We start from the raw sequence: 16661 nt of genomic DNA on the forward strand, positions 1-16661 counted from the left end.
GCACCGCCCGGCCCGGGTGGTCACGCTCAGCTACCCGTGCAGCACGAGCTGGCCGACGGGCGAGCGTACGAGGGTGGCCGGGCACGGGCCCGGGCCGGGAAGCCGGGGGCGCGGACGCACTCTGGACGGCGAATCCGGCGTGCGTTAGCTTCCGGCGCCATGAGACTTCTGGAAGTGGGAACGGGCATGTGCGCGGCAGCTCTGCTGGTGGGGATGCTGGCCGCCCCCGCCCAGGCCGATGCGGGCCCGGCCGAAGAGCCGGCCGGGCCGGGCGCGGGCCTCGTGGCGCAGGACTTACGGGGCGCGGGCTGGGCGCTGAAGGAGACCGGCACGGCGGTCCGCTTCCGCGGCCTGGCGGCCGTCAGCCGGAGCACGGCCTGGGCGGCCGGTTCCAAGGGGACCGTGCTGCGCACGGTCGACGGCGGCCGTAGCTGGCAGGACGTCTCACCGCCCGGCGCGGTCGCGGACGGGCTGGAACTGCGCGACATCGAGGCCTTCGACGCGCGGCGCGCGGTGGCCCTGTCCATCGGGGAGGGCGAGGCCTCCAGGGTGCTGCGCACCGAGGACGGCGGCGCCACCTGGACCGAGACCTTCCGCAACCCCGACCCGCGCGCCTTCTACGACTGCCTCACCTTCTTCGACGCGCGGCACGGCCTGGCGATGAGCGATCCGGTGGACGGGAAGTTCCGCATCCTGTCCACGGACGACGGCGGACGGAACTGGCGGGTCCTGCCGAACGCGGGCATGCCCGAGGCGCTGCCGGGCGAGGCGGGTTTCGCCGCGAGCGGCCAGTGCCTGGTCAGCGCGGGCCCGCGCGATGTCTGGCTGGCCACGGGCGGCGGGGCGACCGCGCGGGTCCTGCACTCCGCGGACCGGGGCCTGACCTGGCGGGTCGCCGAATCCACCGTCCCGGCGGGCGACCCGGCGCGAGGCGTCTTCGCCCTGGCCTTCCGCGACCGTACGAAGGGACTCGCGGTCGGCGGTGACTACCGCACCGGGCAGGCCTCCCCGCAGGCCGCGGCCGTCTCCTCGGACGGAGGCCGCAACTGGAGCCAGGCATCGCCCCCGCCGCCGGCCTACCGCTCGGGCGCGGCCTGGTACCCGTACAGCCGGGGCACGGCCCTCGCGGTGGGACCGACGGGCACGGACGTGACCACGGACGGCGGCCACAGCTGGCGCCCCTTGGGGACGGGCTCGTTCGACACGGTCGACTGCGCGGCGGACACCGGCTGCTGGGCGGCGGGCGAGAAGGGCCGGGTGGCGCGGCTGGAACGGCGGTGAGGGTGGCGCCCCGCCACGCTCACGCTCATGCCGCGGGGTTCTCCCGGACCGTCGCCAGGTCCGCGGAGGTCTTCGTGGCGATGAACTCCGTGATGCGGTAGATGCAGACGCCCGCCACCGTGAAGGGGTCCTCGGCCGCGATCTTCTCGATCTCCGGTCGGGAGACCCCGCCGGCCAGGATCACACCGCCGTCGCGCGGGACCTTGCGGCCCGACGCGAGGAAGACGCCCGCGGCGTAATGGCCGTCCAGCCAGGCGATGTGGGCGTCCAGCACGTCTTCGACGGCTTCGATGGGCGCGGTGTAGGTGAGCTCCATGACGAACATGATCGCCAGGCTACTCTCGCTCCATCATGACGAGTGCGAAGACCCCCGCCGACGAGGCCGAGGCCCGGGCGATACAAGACGAACTGCGTGATTCCGTCGTCCTCGACGAGGTCGGTCCGCCGCCCGGCCGCGGGCTGATCGCGGGGGTCGACGTCGCCTACGACGACGCCCGCGACCTCGTCGCCGCCGCGGCCGTGGTGCTCGATGCCGCCACCTTGGAGGTCGTCGAGGAGGCCACCGCCGTCGGGCACGTCAGCTTCCCCTACGTGCCCGGGCTGCTCGCCTTCCGCGAGCTGCCGACCGTACTGGCCGCCCTCGACGCCCTGACCGCCGAGCCCGGCCTCGTCGTCTGCGACGGCTACGGCCTCGCCCACCCCCGCGGTTTCGGCCTCGCCTGCCACCTCGGCGTGGTCACCGGGCTCCCGGCCATCGGGGTCGCGAAGAATCCGTTCACCTTCACCTACGAGGAACCGGGCCCCCGGCGCGGTGACGCCGCCGCGCTGCGCGCCGCCGACGGGGCCGAGGTCGGGCGGGCGCTGCGGACACAGGACGGGATCAAACCGGTCTACGTCTCCGTCGGTCACCGCGTCTCGCTGGACAACGCCTGCGCGCACGCCCTGGCCCTGAGCCCCCGCTTCCGGATCCCCGAGACCACCCGGCACGCCGACTCCCTGTGCCGGAGGGCGCTGCGCGAGGCCACCGGGCCCTGAGGAGCGTCGGTCAGCGGGCGTCGGCCACCCGGAAGGTGATCCCCGCCTTCCGGAGCCGCTCCAGCAGGGCGTCGCCCATCGCCACCGCCGTCGTCAGCTGCCCGGCGCGGTCCGGCAGGGCGTCGTGGGCGAGGCAGAGCGCCGACTCCGCGAGCATCTTCGCGGTCTCCCCGTAGCCCGGGTCGCCGCCCGACACCTCGGTGAGCACGCGCCGTCCGCCGCCCTCGCCGACGAACCGTACGGTGAACCAGCTGCGCGCGCGGCGTTCCGCGTCCGGCCCCTGGCCCGGCTCCCAGCGGTTCATCAGCCACCGCCGGGCCGGCGGCACCTGGGCCAGCGCCGCCGCCGCGCCCAGCGCCGCCGTACCGCCCACCGCGACGGGCAGGTGCTTGACGGAGGCGTAGTGCCGGTAGCGGAAGTCCGGACCGTACCGCTCCAGCGCGGCCGCCGACCGGGTCACGATCCGCGGGTCGAGCGAGGGCAGCGGCAACGCCCAGGTGCCGGTCTCCCGGCTGAACCGGGGCGCCCCCAGCGGCCCCCGGGCCCGCCGCTCCAGCAGCCGGGGTTCGTGCAGCCGGCGGGCGTGCGCGGCGGCCAGGGTCTGGGGGCCGCGGCCCAGCGCGGTCAGCGCGGAGGCCAGGGTCCCGCCGGAGAAGAGGGCGTTGGACCGCATGAACCCGTCGACCCGCAGCGGTACGCCTTCCGGCAGTTGGCCGACCGTGAAGTACGCCCCGAGGTCCGCCGGGATCGAGTCGAAGCCGCAGGCGTGGACGAGCCGCGCCCCGGTCTCCCGGGCCCGCGCGTCGTGCTCGACGTACATCCGGTCCACGAACTCCGGCTCGCCGGTGAGGTCCACGTAGTCGGTGCCCGCCGCGGCGCAGGCGGCCACGAGTTCCGCCCCGTACCAGATGTACGGTCCCACGGTCGTGGCCAGCACCCGCGTGGACGCGGCCAGGGCGCGCATGGCCCCGGCGTCTCCGGCGTCGGCCCGCAGCAGCGGGATCTCCGCGCACGCGGGATCGATCGTGGCCAGCCGTTCGCGCAGCCGCTCCAGCTTGGCGAGGTCCCGGCCCGCGAGGGCCCACCGGCAGCCGGCGGGTGCGTGCGCGGCGAGGTACTCGGCGGTCAGCGCGCCCACGAACCCGGTGGCGCCGAACAGCACGACGTCGTAGGCCCGTGCCGGTCGGTCCTGCCGGTCCTGCCGGTCGTTCCGGACCTGTGCGTCGTTCATGAGGGCTCCCCCCGGGTCGTGGCGCAGGTGGTGTCGGTGGCAGAGGCTAGCGTGCGGCTCGACCGCCTGTGCGACCAGGTGGGACGAGAACGGCTCGCGCGGGGATCCGATGAGAACAGCGCCCCGGGAACGGCCTGGCGGCCGCGCCCGGGGCGCTGTCAGAACCACCTCTTGGTGGAGAACCACCTGTCAGTGGTGAACCACCAATCGGTGGAGAACCACCTGTCGGTGGATCAGCCCTGCTGGTAGAGCCCGAAGAGGTCGACGACGAGGTCGATGTCGTCCCAGCCCTGGTTCCAGAAGTCGATGATGCCGTTGTTCCCGGTGCTCGCCTGGACCAGGTTCGGGACGGTGTCGCCCTTCGTCCAGTTCAGGTTCGAGGAGTTGGGCGGCGTCGGCCAGACCTCGGTGCCGTTGTCGTAGTCGTCGATCGTGTTCGGGTCCGGGGCGACCGTGAGGAACCCGTTGCCGTTCGTGTTCGTGACCGTGGAGTTCATCACGAAGCCCGTGATGCTGGGCTCGCCGTAGGAGAGCGGCATGTAGATGTAGCTGCGGCCGCCCAGCGGGCCGTACACGCTGCTCTGGGGGTCACGGGTGTCGAGCAGTCGCTCCGGCGTGAGCGGCAGGAAGGCGCTCTTGCTGTCGGTGCTGTAGTAGCCGACGACGTCGACGACGACGTCGGTGGCCGACCAGGCGCCGTTGAAGACGCTGATCTTGCCGTCCGCGCCGACGGGCACGATCACCGAGTTGGCGACCGTCTGACCGGCGGTGAAGTTCAGGTTGGACGCGGTGGGGGTCTGCGCCCCGCCCGGGAAGACCGACAGGTGGCCGGCCTGCTTCGGGTTGGTGACCGTCACGTTGAGCGCCACGGCCTTGATGCCCTGGGGCACGCCGCGCAGGCCGCTGATCTGGGTGGAGAAGGTACCCCGACCGGCGAGCTGGCCCTGGGCGGTGCCGAGGCCCTCGCGGGTGTCGACGAAGCGCGCCGGAGTGATGGGGGTGTAGCCGCTGGACGCGGTGTGGCTGAAGTAGCCGGTCACGTCCGCGATCAGGTCGACCGACTGCGAGCCGCGGTTGGCGAGCTCGACGTAACCGTTCTTGCCGACCGGCACGATGACCAGGTTCGGGACGGTCTGACCGGCCTTGAAGTTGACGTTCGACGTGGTCGGACGCTCGGTGCCCTCGGGGAAGGCCGTGATGTGCCCGCCGCTGGTGGTGTTGGTGACGGTGACGTTGAGCGCGACGGCGGTGACGCCGGCCGGGATCCCGCCGTTGCCGCCGACCTTCACGCGGGTCGAGCCGTATGCCGCGACCTTGCCCTGCGCCGCGCCGGTGCCGTCCCGGGTGTCCAGGAGGCGGGTGGGGGCGTACGGGGTGAAGTCCGAGCCCGGCGTGACGACCGCGAGGTTGTTCTCGGCCGAGACGTTGTTCGCGGCGTCCGTCACGGTGACCTTGACCGTGTAGGCACCGACCTCGGCGTAGGTGTGCGCCGTGGTCAGGGTGGTGGAGCCGAACGCGTCGACCACGTCGGTCTTGCCGTCGCCCCAGACGATGGTGACCTTGAGCGCGGTGTCCACGCTCGTGGTGGTGGTGTCCAGCTCGATGCCGTGCGCGGAGGTCCCGTAGGCGGCGAGGCCGACCGAGAGGTCCGGGTTGCCGGCGACGGACTGCACCGACGGGGCGGCGGAAGCGCCGGTCTTGGCGGTGGGCAGGGCCTTGCGGACCGTGCGGTCAGCCGGGCTGGTGAAGGTGTTGCCCTTGGACTTGGCGGCCTTGCCCAGGCCGAGGTCCAGGTCCGGAGTGGTCGCACCGTGCGCGTCCGGCTGGGCCGGGTCGGCCTGGGCCACGCCCGGGATGAGACCAACGCCGGCCGCGATGGCGGCAGCGGAAATTACAAGTCGGCGACGGTTGCGCACCGGCCCCCCATTATCTGTTGAACGCTTGATCAGACTCGAAAGCTTGCTCAGGGTACATAGCCGCGCGGCGTTTGGTGAGGGGGGTGGTCGTGCATCTCGACCAGGGGCTTGTGCTCGGTGGAACACGTTCCTAGCATCACTGGTGTTACATCAGTTGTGTCACACAGTCGCACACCACGCGGACGCAGACCACGCAGACCATGCACACCAGAGACGCTGGGGGCTCGATGGCAGTGACAGGGAACGGCAACGGGGGCGCGAGCAGGAGCGGTCCGCTCGCCGGGGTGCGCGTCGTCGAACTGGCGGGCATCGGCCCGGGACCGTTCGCCGCCATGCTCCTCGCCGACCTGGGCGCGGACGTCGTACGGGTCGACCGGCCCGGCGGTGGCGGGCTCGCGGTCAATCCGGCCTTCGACATCACCAACCGCAACAAACGGTCCGTCCTGGTCGACCTCAAGTCCGCCGACGGCCCCGCCCGCGTCCTGGACCTGGTCGAGCGCGCCGACGTCCTCGTCGAGGGCTTCCGCCCCGGGGTCGCCGAGCGGCTCGGGGTCGGCCCGGCCGACTGCCACGCACGCAACCCGCGACTCGTCTACGGGCGGATGACCGGCTGGGGCCAGGAGGGCCCGCTCGCGCAGAGCGCCGGCCACGACATCGCGTACATCGCCGTCACGGGCGCCCTCGGCATGATCGGCAACCCGGACCAGCCCCCGGCCGTCCCCGCCAACCTGGTCGGGGACTACGCGGGCGGCTCGCTCTACCTGGTGATCGGAGTCCTCGCCGCCCTCCAGCACGCCCGCACCACCGGCACCGGCCAGGTCGTCGACGCGGCCATCGTCGACGGCACCGCCCACCTCACCGCCATGATCCACGGCATGATGGCGGCGGGCGGCTGGCAGGACCGCCGCGGGGTCAACCTCCTCGACGGCGGCTGCCCCTTCTACGGCACCTACGAGACCTCCGACGGCCAGTACATGGCGGTCGGCGCACTGGAGCAGCAGTTCTACGACACCTTCGTGGAGCTCCTCGGCATCAGGGACCAGGCTCCGGCCCGCAAGGACCTCGCCCGCTGGGGCGAGCTGCGGGAGGCCGTCGCCGCACGCTTCAAGACCCGTACGCGCGCGCAGTGGACGGCGGTCTTCGAGGGCTCCGACGCCTGCGTGGCGCCCGTGCTGTCCCTGCGCGAGGCCCCGGATCACCCGCACCTCGCCGCCCGCGGGACCTTCACCGACTTCGGCGGGATCGTGCAGCCCGCCCCCGCGCCGCGGTTCTCGGCGACGCCCGTCGCCGTCGGCAGCGGACCGGCCCAGCCGGGTGCGCACGCCGAGTCGGTCGCCCGAGACTGGGACCTCCCGGCCCTGGGCAAGGAGGGTTGATGGAGCTCGCCGCCTCGTTCGCGTATGGGGGCAATCCTCGACGGGTCCCTGCTAGGATGCGAACATCCGTCAACGATAACCAAGTTGGCGGAATTAGGCAGGTTTCTGACCTGCCCGGCGGTCGGGAGGATCGTCGCCGGACGGACGTAAGTGCCGTCAAACCCGCCGGAGCAATCCAGGGGGGAGTCTCCCGCCTCGCAGGCGGGAGAGAGCTCCAATCGCGCACCCCCGGCCTACCCGCCCGGACTGGCGTCGGCCTCGACGCCGTCTCGGGCGGCCGGGCGCTGCTCGGCCTCGGCGCCTCCGGCCCGCAGGTCGTCGAGGGCTGGCACGGGAAGCCGTACGACAAGCCGCTCGGCCGGACCCGCGAGACGGTCGAGCTGTGCCGACGCATCTGGCGTCGCGAGACGATCGACCACCACGGCATCACCGACATGCCGCTGCCGCCGGAGAAGGGCGGCCGGCACGGCAAGCCGCTGAAGATCCTCACCCGGCCGGTCCGCCCCGGGATCCCCGTCTACATCGCCTCGCTCGGCCCGGCCAACGTGCGGATGACCGCCGAGATCGCCGACGGCTGGCTGCCCACGCTCTTCATCCCCGAGAAGGCCGGCGCGGTGTGGGGCGGCCCCCTCGCGGAGGGCGCGGCGAAACGGGCGCCGGAGCTCGGCCCGCTCCAGACCGTCGCGGGCGGCCTGCTCGCCATCGGCGAGGACGCGGCCGCCGTACGGGACCTCGCGCGCCCGCAGATCGCGCTGTACGTCGGCGGCATGGGCGCGGTCGGCAAGAACTTCTACAACGACCTCGCCGTGGCCTACGGCTACGAGGAGGAGGCCCGCAGGATCCAGGAGCTGTACCTCTCCGGCCGCAAGCGCGACGCCGCGGCCGCCGTCCCGGACGAGTTCTGCGAGCTGATGACCCTGTGCGGGCCCGAGGGCTACGTGCGCGAGCGGGTCGAGGCCTTCCGCGAGGCGGGCGTCACCATGCTCAACGTCACGCCGGTCGGCCCCGAGCCGGCCCGCCTGATCGAAACCGTCAAGAACTGGCTCTAGGGGGTGTCTCGCCGATCATGCCGGGCTCGCGGTGTCTGGCACGCACGCTCGCCGCGTTGTCGTCAGTCACCGACGCTCCGCGTCGATTCCTTCCTCCGCCTTGCGATCGCACGCACCAGACACCGCTCACTGATCCGGCCCGACCGGCAAGACACCCCCTTGGGAGCCCCCTGATGCAACGCCAGATCTTCGACGCCGACCACGAGGCGTTCCGTGAGACCGTGCGCACCTTCCTCACCAAGGAGGTGCTGCCGCACTACGAGCAGTGGGAGAAGGACGGCATCGTCAGCCGCGAGGCCTGGCGGGCCGCCGGCCGGCAGGGGCTGCTGGGCCTGGCCGTCCCCGAGGAGTACGGCGGCGGCGGGAACCCCGACTTCCGCTACGCCGCCGTGATCGCCGAGGAGTTCACCCGGGCGGGCGCCCCCGGGCTCGCCATCGGCCTGCACAACGACATCATCGGCCCCTACCTGACCTCGCTGGCCACCGAGGAGCAGAAGCGCCGCTGGCTGCCCGGCTTCTGCTCCGGGGAGATCATCACCGCCATCGCGATGACCGAGCCGGGCGCGGGTTCCGACCTCCAGGGGATCCGGACCAGCGCCGAGGACCGCGGCGACCACTGGGTGCTGAACGGCTCCAAGACCTTCATCTCCAACGGCATCCTCGCGGACCTGGTGATCGTGGTCGCCAAGACCACCCCCGAGGGCGGGGCCCACGGCCTGTCGCTGCTGGTCGTCGAGCGCGGGGCGGAGGGCTTCGAGCGCGGCCGCAACCTCGACAAGATCGGCCAGAAGTCCCAGGACACCGCCGAACTGTTCTTCCACGACGTACGCGTCCCCAAGGAGAACCTGCTCGGCGAGCTGAACGGCGCCTTCGTCCACCTGATGACCAATCTCGCGCAGGAGCGGATGGGCATCGCGATGGCCGGCATCGCCGCCGCCGAGTACCTCCTGGAGATCACCACGCAGTACGTGAAGGAGCGCGAGGCCTTCGGGCGTCCGCTCTCCAAGCTCCAGCACATCCGGTTCGAGATCGCGGAGATGGCCACCGAGGTCGCCGTCACCCGGACCTTCCTCGACCGCTGCATCACCGACCACGCCAACGGCGAACTGGACCACGTACACGCCTCGATGGCCAAGTGGTGGGCCACCGAGCTCCAGAAGCGCGTTGCGGACCGCTGTCTGCAACTGCACGGCGGATACGGATACATGACCGAATACCGGGTCGCTCGGGCCTTCACCGACGGCCGGATCCAGACCATCTACGGCGGCACGACCGAGATCATGAAAGAGATCATCGGCCGCTCCCTCCTCGGCTGAACCTCCCTGGAACCCCTCCGCCCAGAACACTCCGAAAGGCTTGACCAGTGAGCACCGAAGCTTACGTATACGACGCGATCCGCACCCCGCGCGGCCGCGGCAAGGCCAATGGCGCCCTGCACGGCACCAAGCCGATCGACCTGGTCGTCGGGCTCATCCACGCCCTGCGCGAGCGCAACCCCGGGCTGGACCCCGCCACCATCGACGACATCGTGCTCGGTGTCGTCGGCCCGGTCGGCGACCAGGGCTCCGACATCGCCCGTGTCGCGGCCATCGCCGCCGGGCTCCCGGACACGGTGGCCGGCGTACAGGAGAACCGCTTCTGCGCCTCCGGCCTGGAAGCCGTCAACCTGGCCGCCGCCAAGGTCCGCTCCGGCTGGGAGGACCTGGTCCTGGCGGGCGGCGTGGAGTCCATGTCCCGCGTCCCGATGGCCTCCGACGGCGGCGCCTGGTTCAACGACCCGATGACGAACTGGGACGTCAACTTCGTCCCGCAGGGCATCGGCGCCGACCTGATCGCCACCATCGAGGGATTCTCCCGGCGCGACGTGGACGAGTACGCCGCCCTCTCCCAGGAGCGCGCCGCCGCGGCCATCAAGGAGGGCCGCTTCGCCAAGTCGGTCGTCCCGGTGACCGACCGCAACGGCCTGGTCGTCCTCGACCACGACGAGTTCGTCCGCCCGGGAACGACCGCCGACACCCTCGCCAAGCTCAAGCCGTCCTTCGCGGACATCGGCAACCTCGGCGGCTTCGACGCCGTCGCGCTCCAGAAGTACCACTGGGTCGAGAAGATCGACCACGTCCACCACGCGGGCAACTCCTCCGGCATCGTCGACGGCGCCTCGCTCGTCGCCATCGGCTCCCGCGAGGCGGGCGAGCGCAACGGGCTGACCCCGCGCGCGCGGATCGTCTCGGCGGCCGTCTCCGGCTCCGAGCCCACCATCATGCTCACCGGTCCGGCCCCCGCCACCCGCAAGGCCCTCGCCAAGGCCGGGCTGACCATCGACGACATCGACCTCGTCGAGATCAACGAGGCCTTCGCCGGCGTCGTCCTGCGCTTCGTCAAGGACATGGGCCTGTCCCTGGACAAGGTCAACGTCAACGGCGGCGCCATCGCGCTCGGCCACCCGCTCGGCGCCACCGGCGCGATGATCCTCGGCACGATCGTCGACGAGCTGGAGCGCCAGGACAAGCGCTACGGGCTCGTCACCCTCTGCGTCGGCGGCGGCATGGGCGTCGCCACCGTCGTCGAGCGACTCTGAACCGTCCTGTATCCCCGCCCCCTGGACCTTCCGAAACGAAAGCAGTGACCATGAGCGAGTCCACCACGATCCGCTGGGAACAGGACGAGACCGGCGTCGTCACCCTGATCCTCGACGACCCCGACCAGTCCGCCAACACGATGAACCAGGCCTTCAAGGACTCCATCGCGGCGATCGCCGACCGCGCCGAGGCCGAGAAGGACTCCATCCGCGGCATCATCTTCACCTCCGCCAAGAAGACCTTCTTCGCGGGCGGCGACCTCAAGGAGATGATCCAGCTGCGCCCCGAGCACGCGCAGCTCGCCTTCGACACCGGCACGGCGATCAAGGGCTCGCTGCGCCGCATCGAGACCCTCGGCAAGCCCGTCGTCGCCGCGATCAACGGCGCCGCCCTGGGCGGCGGTTACGAGATCTGCCTGGCCTCCCACCACCGCGTCGCCCTCGACGCGCCCGGCTCCAAGATCGGCCTGCCCGAGGTCACCCTCGGCCTGCTCCCGGCCGGCGGCGGGGTCACCCGCACCGTCCGCCTCATGGGCATCGCCGACGCGCTGCTCAAGGTGCTGCTCCAGGGGACCCAGTACAACCCCCAGCGCGCCCTGGAGAACGGCCTGGTCCACGAACTGGCCGCGACCCCCGAGGAGATGCTCGCCAAGGCCCGCGCCTTCATCGACGCGAACCCCGAGTCGAAGCAGCCCTGGGACGTACCCGGTTACCGGATCCCCGGCGGCACGCCGTCGAACCCGAAGTTCGCCGCCAACCTCCCGGCCTTCCCGGCCAACCTGAAGAAGCAGCTGAACGGGGCCCCCTACCCGGCGCCGCGCAACATCCTGGCCTGCGCCGTCGAGGGCTCCCAGGTGGACTTCGAGACCGCGCTGACCATCGAGGCCCGCTACTTCACCGAGCTGGTCACCGGGCAGACCGCCAAGAACATGATCCAGGCGTTCTTCTTCGACCTCCAGGCCGTCAACGCCGGCCGCAGCCGCCCCCAGGGCGTGGAGCCGCGCACGGTCCGCAAGGTCGCCGTCCTCGGCGCCGGCATGATGGGCGCGGGCATCGCCTACTCCTGCGCCCGCGCGGGCATCGAGGTGGTGCTCAAGGACGTCACCGCCGAGGCCGCGGCCAAGGGCAAGGCGTACTCCGAGAAGCTGCTCGACAAGGCCCTCTCCCGCGGCCGGACCACCGAGGCCAAGCGCGCCGAGCTGCTGGCCCGGATCACCCCGACCGCCGACGCGGCCGACCTCGCGGGCTGCGACGCCGTCATCGAGGCCGTCTTCGAGGACACCGCTCTGAAGCACAAGGTGTTCCAGGAGATCCAGGACGTCATCGCGCCCGACGCGCTGCTGTGCTCCAACACCTCCACCCTGCCGATCTCCGGCCTCGCGGAGGGCGTGAAGCGGCCTGCCGACTTCATCGGCCTGCACTTCTTCTCGCCCGTGGACAAGATGCCGCTGGTCGAGATCATCAAGGGGGAGCAGACCGGCGACGAGGCCATCGCCCGCGCCTTCGACCTGGTCCGCCAGATCAACAAGACGCCGATCGTGGTCAACGACTCGCGCGGCTTCTTCACCTCGCGCGTCATCGGCCAGTTCATCAACGAGGGCGTGGCGATGGTCGGCGAGGGCGTCGAGCCCGCCTCGATCGAGCAGGCCGCCGCCCAGGCCGGCTACCCGGCCAAGGTGCTCTCCCTGATGGACGAGCTCACCCTCACCCTCCCGCGCAAGATCCGCAACGAGACCCGCAAGGCCTTCGAGGCCGAGGGCCGGGCGTGGGCCGAGCACCCCGCCGACACCGTCATCGACCGCATGGTCGACGAGTTCGGCCGCCCCGGCCGCACCGGCGGGGCCGGCTTCTACGAGTACGACGAGACGGGCAAGCGCGCCCGCATCTGGCCGGGCCTGCGCGAGCACTTCGCCAAGCCGGACGCCGAGATCCCCTTCGAGGACATGAAGGAGCGGATGCTCTTCTCCGAGGCGCTGGACACCGTCCGCTGCCTCGACGAGGGCGTGCTCACCTCGATCGCCGACGCCAACATCGGCTCCATCATGGGCATCGGGTTCCCGGCCTGGACCGGCGGCGTGATCCAGTACATCAACGGCTACGAGGGCGGCCTGCCGGGCTTCGTCGCCCGGGCCCGCGAGCTCGCCACCGCGTACGGCGAACGCTTCACCCCGCCCGCCTCGCTCGTCGAGAAGGCCGAGCGCGGCGAGACGTACACGGACTGAGGTCCTGTCCGCGGCCGGAACGCAGGGGCCGCCCCGGGGACTTCCCCGGGGCGGCCCCTGCCGCATGAGGACCCTCCGAGATGCGCCGCCGCCGGATGCGGCGCACGATGGATCACCGAAGGCGGCGTCTGAGCCCGGCGGCGTCTGAGCCCGGCCGCGCCGAGCCCGGAACCACCGCACCGGCGGGCGGCGTTCACTCGGACTCCGAGGCGAACGCCGCCCGCAGTTCCTCCTTCAGCGACCGCTGGAAGGCCGTCACCAGCGCCTGCACCACCATCGGCTGCATGTGCGCCGACAGCGCCTTCATCGACTCCACCCGCTCCGGATCGCTCTCGCCCTCGGTGAACGGCCCCCACACCTCGTCCCGGAACAGCGTCGTCAGCTCGTGCGCCGCCGATCTGGTGTGCTCCAGCAGCACCTTGCGCGCCGCCAGGATCGTCTCGTGCGCGATCGGTACGTCGAGCAGCGCGACCCCCAGCCGCAGCAGCCCCACGTCGACGCGGAAACCGTCCCCCGAGACGGCGAGCACGTTCATCGCCGTCAGGCGCCGCACGTCGGCCTCCGACAGGCTCCGGCCCGCCCGCTTCTCCAGATCCTCCCGGGACACCTCCTGGGCGGCGTCCGGAGCCCAACTGGCCACCATCGCACGGTGGATCGCCAGATCGTGCGCGCTCAGATCGTCGGGCAGCGCGTCCAGATAGCGCTCGATCGCGGACAAGGTCATGCCCTGGTTCTGCAGTTCCTCGATCAGGGCCAGCCGGGAAAGATGCTCCGGCCCGTAGTGGCCCACCCGACGAGGGCCGATCACGGGGGGAGGCAAAAGCCCCCGGGTGCTGTAGAACCGTACGGTGCGCACGGTGACGCCCGCCCTCGTCGCCAGCTCATCGACGGTGAGCATCGGCTCGGGTGCCTGGTCGGCCATCGTCTGCGCCTCGCTCTCTGCTCCACAGCTTGGGTTCAACAGTATTGCTGTCGCACCAACGATGTGAAACGGCCAGGAGCTGCCCATGACCACGAACCTGCGACTGCCCGGACGACCCGAAGAGATCACCCTGCCCGCCCTGCTGGCCCGCAACGCCGCCGAGTACGGGGACCTCCCCGCCCTCTCGTGGCGGGCCGGCCCCGATGCGGCCGAATGGACGACCCTCACCTGGAGCGAGGTCCGCCGCCAGGTCGCCGTCCTCGCCTCCGGCTACACCGCCCTCGGCGTCGAGCGCGGCGAGCACGTCCTGCTGATGATGGGCAACCGCCCCGAGCACTGGCTCAGCGACCTCGCCCTCGTCCACCTCGGCGCCGTGCCCGTCACCGTGTACGGGACCTCCGCGCCCGAGCAGATCGCCCACATCGCCCGCCACAGCCGGGCCAGGGTCGCCGTCGTCGAGGGCGCCCGCGAACTCGCCCGGTGGGAACCGCTGCTGGCCGACGACGGGGTGCCCCTGGAGCGCCTCGTCGTGGCCGAGGCCGCCGACGCGGGCGCGCACTCCACGTACGGCTCCCTGTACGCCGGCGGCGCCCGGATCCACCGCGCCGACGACTTCGAGAAGGCCTGGCAGGAGACGCGGCCCGCGGACCCGCTGACCGTCGTCTACACCTCCGGCACCACCGGCGACCCCAAGGGCGTCCGGCTCACCCACCGCAACCTCATGCTCCAGGCGGTCCGGCTCGACCGGCACGTGCAGCTGCCCGAGCACGCCGAGCACATCTGCTACCTGCCCTTCGCGCACATCGCCGAGCGGGTCCTCGGCATCTACCTGCCCCTGCTGCGGGCCGCGCACGTGCGGCTGTGCGCCGACCCGACCGCCGTGTCCGGGGCGGTCCGCGAACTGCACCCGGTGCAGTTCTTCGGCGTGCCCCGGGTGTGGGAGAAGCTCGCCGCCTCCGTCCGCGCGGTGCTCGCGCAGCTTCCCGAGGCGCAGCGCGGGGCCATCGAGGCCGCGAACGACCTGGCCCGCGCCCGGGCCGGGCACCGGGAGCGCGGCGAGGAGGTGCCGGCCGCGCTCGAAGCCTCGTACGCGACGGCGAAGGAACAGGTGCTGGACCCGCTGCTGAGGCTGGCGGGCCTGGACCGGCTGGTCTGGACGGCCAGTGCCACCGCGCCGATGCCGATCGACGTGGTCCGCTTCTGGGCGGGCTGGGGCATCACCATCATGGACGCCTGGGGGCTCACCGAGACCGCCGGCGTGTGCACGGTCAACAGCCCCGACGGCTTCCGGCTCGGCTCGGTGGGGCGCCCCATCGAGGGGCTGGAACTGAGGCTCGCCGAGGACGGGGAGATCCTCACCCGTGGCGAGACCGTCTTCGGGGGCTACCTGCGCCCCGACGGCTCGGTGGAGAGCGCCTCCGACGCGGAGGGCTGGTTCCCGACCGGGGACATCGGCCGGCTCGACGAGGACGGGTTCCTCTGGCTGACCGACCGCAAGAAGGAACTGATCATCACCTCGAACGGCAAGAACGTCTCGCCGGCGCTGGTGGAGAACACGGTCAAGGAGCACCCCCTGATCGGCCAGGCCCTGGTCCACGGCGACGGCCGCTCCTACCTCGTCGCCCTGCTGGTCCTGGACCCGGAGCTGGCCCCGGCCTGGGCCGCCGCCCGGGGCATCGAGGCCGGCTCCCTCGGCGCGCTCGCCGAACACCCCGCCGTGCGGGAGGAGGTGGCCCGCGCCGTCGAGGCGGCCAACGCCCGCCTCAACCGGACGGAGCAGATCAAGAGGTACCGGGTGCTGACCGAGGAGTGGGGCCCCGAGAGCGGGGAGCTCACCCCCTCGCTGAAGCTCCGCCGCCGGGTGATCCGGGACAAGTACGGGGCGTTGATCGACGCCCTCTACGAGAAGGCGTACGACACTCCGTAGCCCGGCCGTACCTGTGTCCGTGCGACCCGGCCCGGTCGGTGCGGGTCGCACGGCCCCCGGACTAACGCCCGATCAGCGGGTAGTGGTCGGAGAGGTTGGTGTACGTGTAGGAGGTGCCCCAGCTGGAGACCGTCCACGGCGCCGACTGCTCCAGGACCACGTTGTTCTCCCAGCCCGCCGGGCGGGCGTTGCCCTTGCGGTAGAGGACGTAGTCCAGGTCCTCGCGCGGGTCGGTCGGGTAGCGGTACTTCGCTATCGAGTTCAGCGCGGTGTCGAAGGAGTACGTGTGACCCGTCCGGGTGTCGGAGTCGACCAGGTCGGCGTTGGCGAGCATGGCGGCGAGCTCCGGGGTGCGCGAGTCGACGTTCATGTCGCCCGCCACGATGACCTGCTCGTTCGCCGGGATGTTCTTCCCGTCCAGGAAGGCGTCGATGGCGCGGAACTGGCGGGCGCGCATCTCCGCCGCCTCGCCCGCGTCGCAGCCCGGGTCGGTGGACTGCGCGTGCGTGCCGACCACGTGCACCTTGGTGCCGTTCACGTTCAGCACCACGTAGGCGAAGCCCTTGTTGGACCACCAGTCCGCGCCGCAGGCGTCCTTGTAGACGACCTGCTCCTTGCGGACGATCGGCCACTTGCTGAGGATCGCGACGCCGCCGTCCTCCGGGGTGGTGGAGGAGTAGGCGCCGCCCGTGGCGTCCCAGCCGGTCTTGCTGCGGCCCACGACCGGGGTCTGGTACGGGTACTGCGCGGCCGAGTTGGCCTTCAGCGCGTCCGAGGCGGCGTTGTCGAAGGCCTCCTGGAGCACGACCACGTCGTGGCCCTGGTAGAAGGAGGCCCTGGGGATCTCCGCCGCCCGGTGGTCCTGGCCCCAGTTCGGGTAGAGGTTCTTGCTCATCAGGAACACGTTGTACGACAGCACGCTGAGCCGCGGGGTGGTGGCAACGGCGGCCTCGGCAGAGGGCGCGGCAGCGGCCGTGGGCGCGGTGGTGGCGGCCAGCGCGCCGGCGGCGACCGCCGCGACGGCCGCGGCTGCGACGCGGTGACGGCGGGGGGAGGCGTGGGTCATGGGGGTCTCCAGCATTCCTGCGGGGAAGATCGGCTCCGCCATCCAAGCAGCCACGGTT

At 71.9% G+C, this 16661-nt stretch carries 13 protein-coding genes; 8 read left to right on the forward strand and 5 right to left on the reverse strand.

Going from position 1 to position 16661, the window contains the following annotated elements:
* Nucleotides 1-186: 186 nt before the first annotated feature.
* Entirely contained in the window at nt 187-1281 is a 1095-nt protein-coding gene (locus tag ACZ45T_RS27245; RefSeq protein WP_468445805.1) for a WD40/YVTN/BNR-like repeat-containing protein, read from the forward strand.
* Nucleotides 1282-1306: 25 nt separating this feature from the next.
* Here ACZ45T_RS27245 and ACZ45T_RS27250 read toward each other — a convergent pair whose 3' ends face one another.
* The gene (locus tag ACZ45T_RS27250) at nt 1307-1606 is read right to left on the reverse strand and encodes a YciI family protein (protein ID WP_468445716.1); all 300 of its coding nucleotides are present in this window, start codon (nt 1604-1606) and stop codon (nt 1307-1309) included.
* A 26-nt stretch (nt 1607-1632) separates the two neighbouring features.
* Between ACZ45T_RS27250 and ACZ45T_RS27255 the strand changes: the two genes are divergently transcribed.
* The gene (locus ACZ45T_RS27255; RefSeq protein ID WP_468445718.1) at nt 1633-2316 is read left to right on the forward strand and encodes an endonuclease V; all 684 of its coding nucleotides are present in this window, start codon (nt 1633-1635) and stop codon (nt 2314-2316) included.
* A gap of 10 nt (nt 2317-2326) precedes the next feature.
* On the opposite strand, the gene ACZ45T_RS27260 is transcribed toward ACZ45T_RS27255, so the two are convergent.
* Together ACZ45T_RS27260 and ACZ45T_RS27265 are read right to left on the reverse strand one after the other, a co-directional pair.
* Nucleotides 2327-3547 (reverse strand): saccharopine dehydrogenase family protein, encoded by a 1221-nt coding sequence (locus ACZ45T_RS27260; RefSeq protein WP_468445720.1) that lies wholly within the window; start codon nt 3545-3547, stop codon nt 2327-2329.
* A gap of 233 nt (nt 3548-3780) precedes the next feature.
* Nucleotides 3781-5463, reverse strand: coding sequence for a PKD domain-containing protein (locus ACZ45T_RS27265; RefSeq protein WP_468445722.1), 1683 nt, complete (start codon nt 5461-5463; stop codon nt 3781-3783).
* Nucleotides 5464-5690: 227 nt separating this feature from the next.
* Here ACZ45T_RS27265 and ACZ45T_RS27270 point away from each other — a divergent pair, with 227 nt between their 5' ends.
* The 5 genes from ACZ45T_RS27270 to ACZ45T_RS27290 all read left to right on the forward strand — a co-directional run bounded on the left by ACZ45T_RS27270 (nt 5691) and on the right by ACZ45T_RS27290 (nt 12688).
* Complete coding sequence (locus tag ACZ45T_RS27270) at nt 5691-6839, forward strand: CaiB/BaiF CoA transferase family protein (RefSeq protein ID WP_468445724.1); 1149 nt, start codon at nt 5691-5693, stop codon at nt 6837-6839.
* Between the two features lie 56 nt (nt 6840-6895).
* On the forward strand, nt 6896-7888 hold the full coding sequence (locus tag ACZ45T_RS27275; RefSeq protein WP_468445726.1) for an LLM class F420-dependent oxidoreductase: 993 nt from the start codon (nt 6896-6898) through the stop codon (nt 7886-7888).
* A gap of 173 nt (nt 7889-8061) precedes the next feature.
* Nucleotides 8062-9204 (forward strand): acyl-CoA dehydrogenase family protein, encoded by a 1143-nt coding sequence (locus ACZ45T_RS27280; protein ID WP_468445728.1) that lies wholly within the window; start codon nt 8062-8064, stop codon nt 9202-9204.
* A gap of 47 nt (nt 9205-9251) precedes the next feature.
* Nucleotides 9252-10466: an acetyl-CoA C-acetyltransferase gene (locus ACZ45T_RS27285; protein ID WP_468445730.1), complete on the forward strand. Its 1215-nt coding sequence runs from the start codon at nt 9252-9254 to the stop codon at nt 10464-10466.
* Between the two features lie 50 nt (nt 10467-10516).
* A complete protein-coding gene (locus ACZ45T_RS27290; protein ID WP_468445732.1) occupies nt 10517-12688 on the forward strand; it encodes a 3-hydroxyacyl-CoA dehydrogenase NAD-binding domain-containing protein in 2172 nt (723 codons plus the stop codon).
* 193 nt (nt 12689-12881) lie between these two features.
* On the opposite strand, the gene ACZ45T_RS27295 is transcribed toward ACZ45T_RS27290, so the two are convergent.
* Nucleotides 12882-13610 carry a MerR family transcriptional regulator gene (locus ACZ45T_RS27295; protein ID WP_468445734.1) on the reverse strand — a complete coding sequence of 243 codons (729 nt, stop codon included), beginning with the start codon at nt 13608-13610 and terminating at the stop codon, nt 12882-12884.
* Between the two features lie 85 nt (nt 13611-13695).
* Between ACZ45T_RS27295 and ACZ45T_RS27300 the strand changes: the two genes are divergently transcribed.
* Entirely contained in the window at nt 13696-15537 is a 1842-nt protein-coding gene (locus ACZ45T_RS27300; protein WP_468445736.1) for an AMP-dependent synthetase/ligase, read from the forward strand.
* 61 nt (nt 15538-15598) lie between these two features.
* Here the strand turns inward: ACZ45T_RS27300 and sph are convergent, their stop codons facing one another.
* Nucleotides 15599-16603, reverse strand: a complete 1005-nt coding sequence (sph, locus tag ACZ45T_RS27305; protein ID WP_468445738.1) for a sphingomyelin phosphodiesterase — start codon at nt 16601-16603, stop codon at nt 15599-15601.
* Nucleotides 16604-16661: the final 58 nt, after the last annotated feature.

It is taken from the genome of Streptomyces sp. NPDC030995, from assembly GCF_055571215.1.

Coding starts and splice junctions, on each gene's coding strand:
- ACZ45T_RS27245 (WP_468445805.1), top strand. CDS start 187: ATGTGCGCGGCAGCTCTGCTGGTGGGGATGCTGGCCGCCCCCGCCCAG.
- ACZ45T_RS27250 (WP_468445716.1), bottom strand. CDS start 1,606: ATGTTCGTCATGGAGCTCACCTACACCGCGCCCATCGAAGCCGTCGAA.
- ACZ45T_RS27255 (WP_468445718.1), top strand. CDS start 1,633: ATGACGAGTGCGAAGACCCCCGCCGACGAGGCCGAGGCCCGGGCGATA.
- ACZ45T_RS27260 (WP_468445720.1), bottom strand. CDS start 3,547: ATGAACGACGCACAGGTCCGGAACGACCGGCAGGACCGGCAGGACCGA.
- ACZ45T_RS27270 (WP_468445724.1), top strand. CDS start 5,691: ATGGCAGTGACAGGGAACGGCAACGGGGGCGCGAGCAGGAGCGGTCCG.
- ACZ45T_RS27275 (WP_468445726.1), top strand. CDS start 6,896: ATGCGAACATCCGTCAACGATAACCAAGTTGGCGGAATTAGGCAGGTT.
- ACZ45T_RS27280 (WP_468445728.1), top strand. CDS start 8,062: ATGCAACGCCAGATCTTCGACGCCGACCACGAGGCGTTCCGTGAGACC.
- ACZ45T_RS27290 (WP_468445732.1), top strand. CDS start 10,517: ATGAGCGAGTCCACCACGATCCGCTGGGAACAGGACGAGACCGGCGTC.
- ACZ45T_RS27295 (WP_468445734.1), bottom strand. CDS start 13,610: ATGGCCGACCAGGCACCCGAGCCGATGCTCACCGTCGATGAGCTGGCG.
- ACZ45T_RS27300 (WP_468445736.1), top strand. CDS start 13,696: ATGACCACGAACCTGCGACTGCCCGGACGACCCGAAGAGATCACCCTG.
- sph (WP_468445738.1), bottom strand. CDS start 16,603: ATGACCCACGCCTCCCCCCGCCGTCACCGCGTCGCAGCCGCGGCCGTC.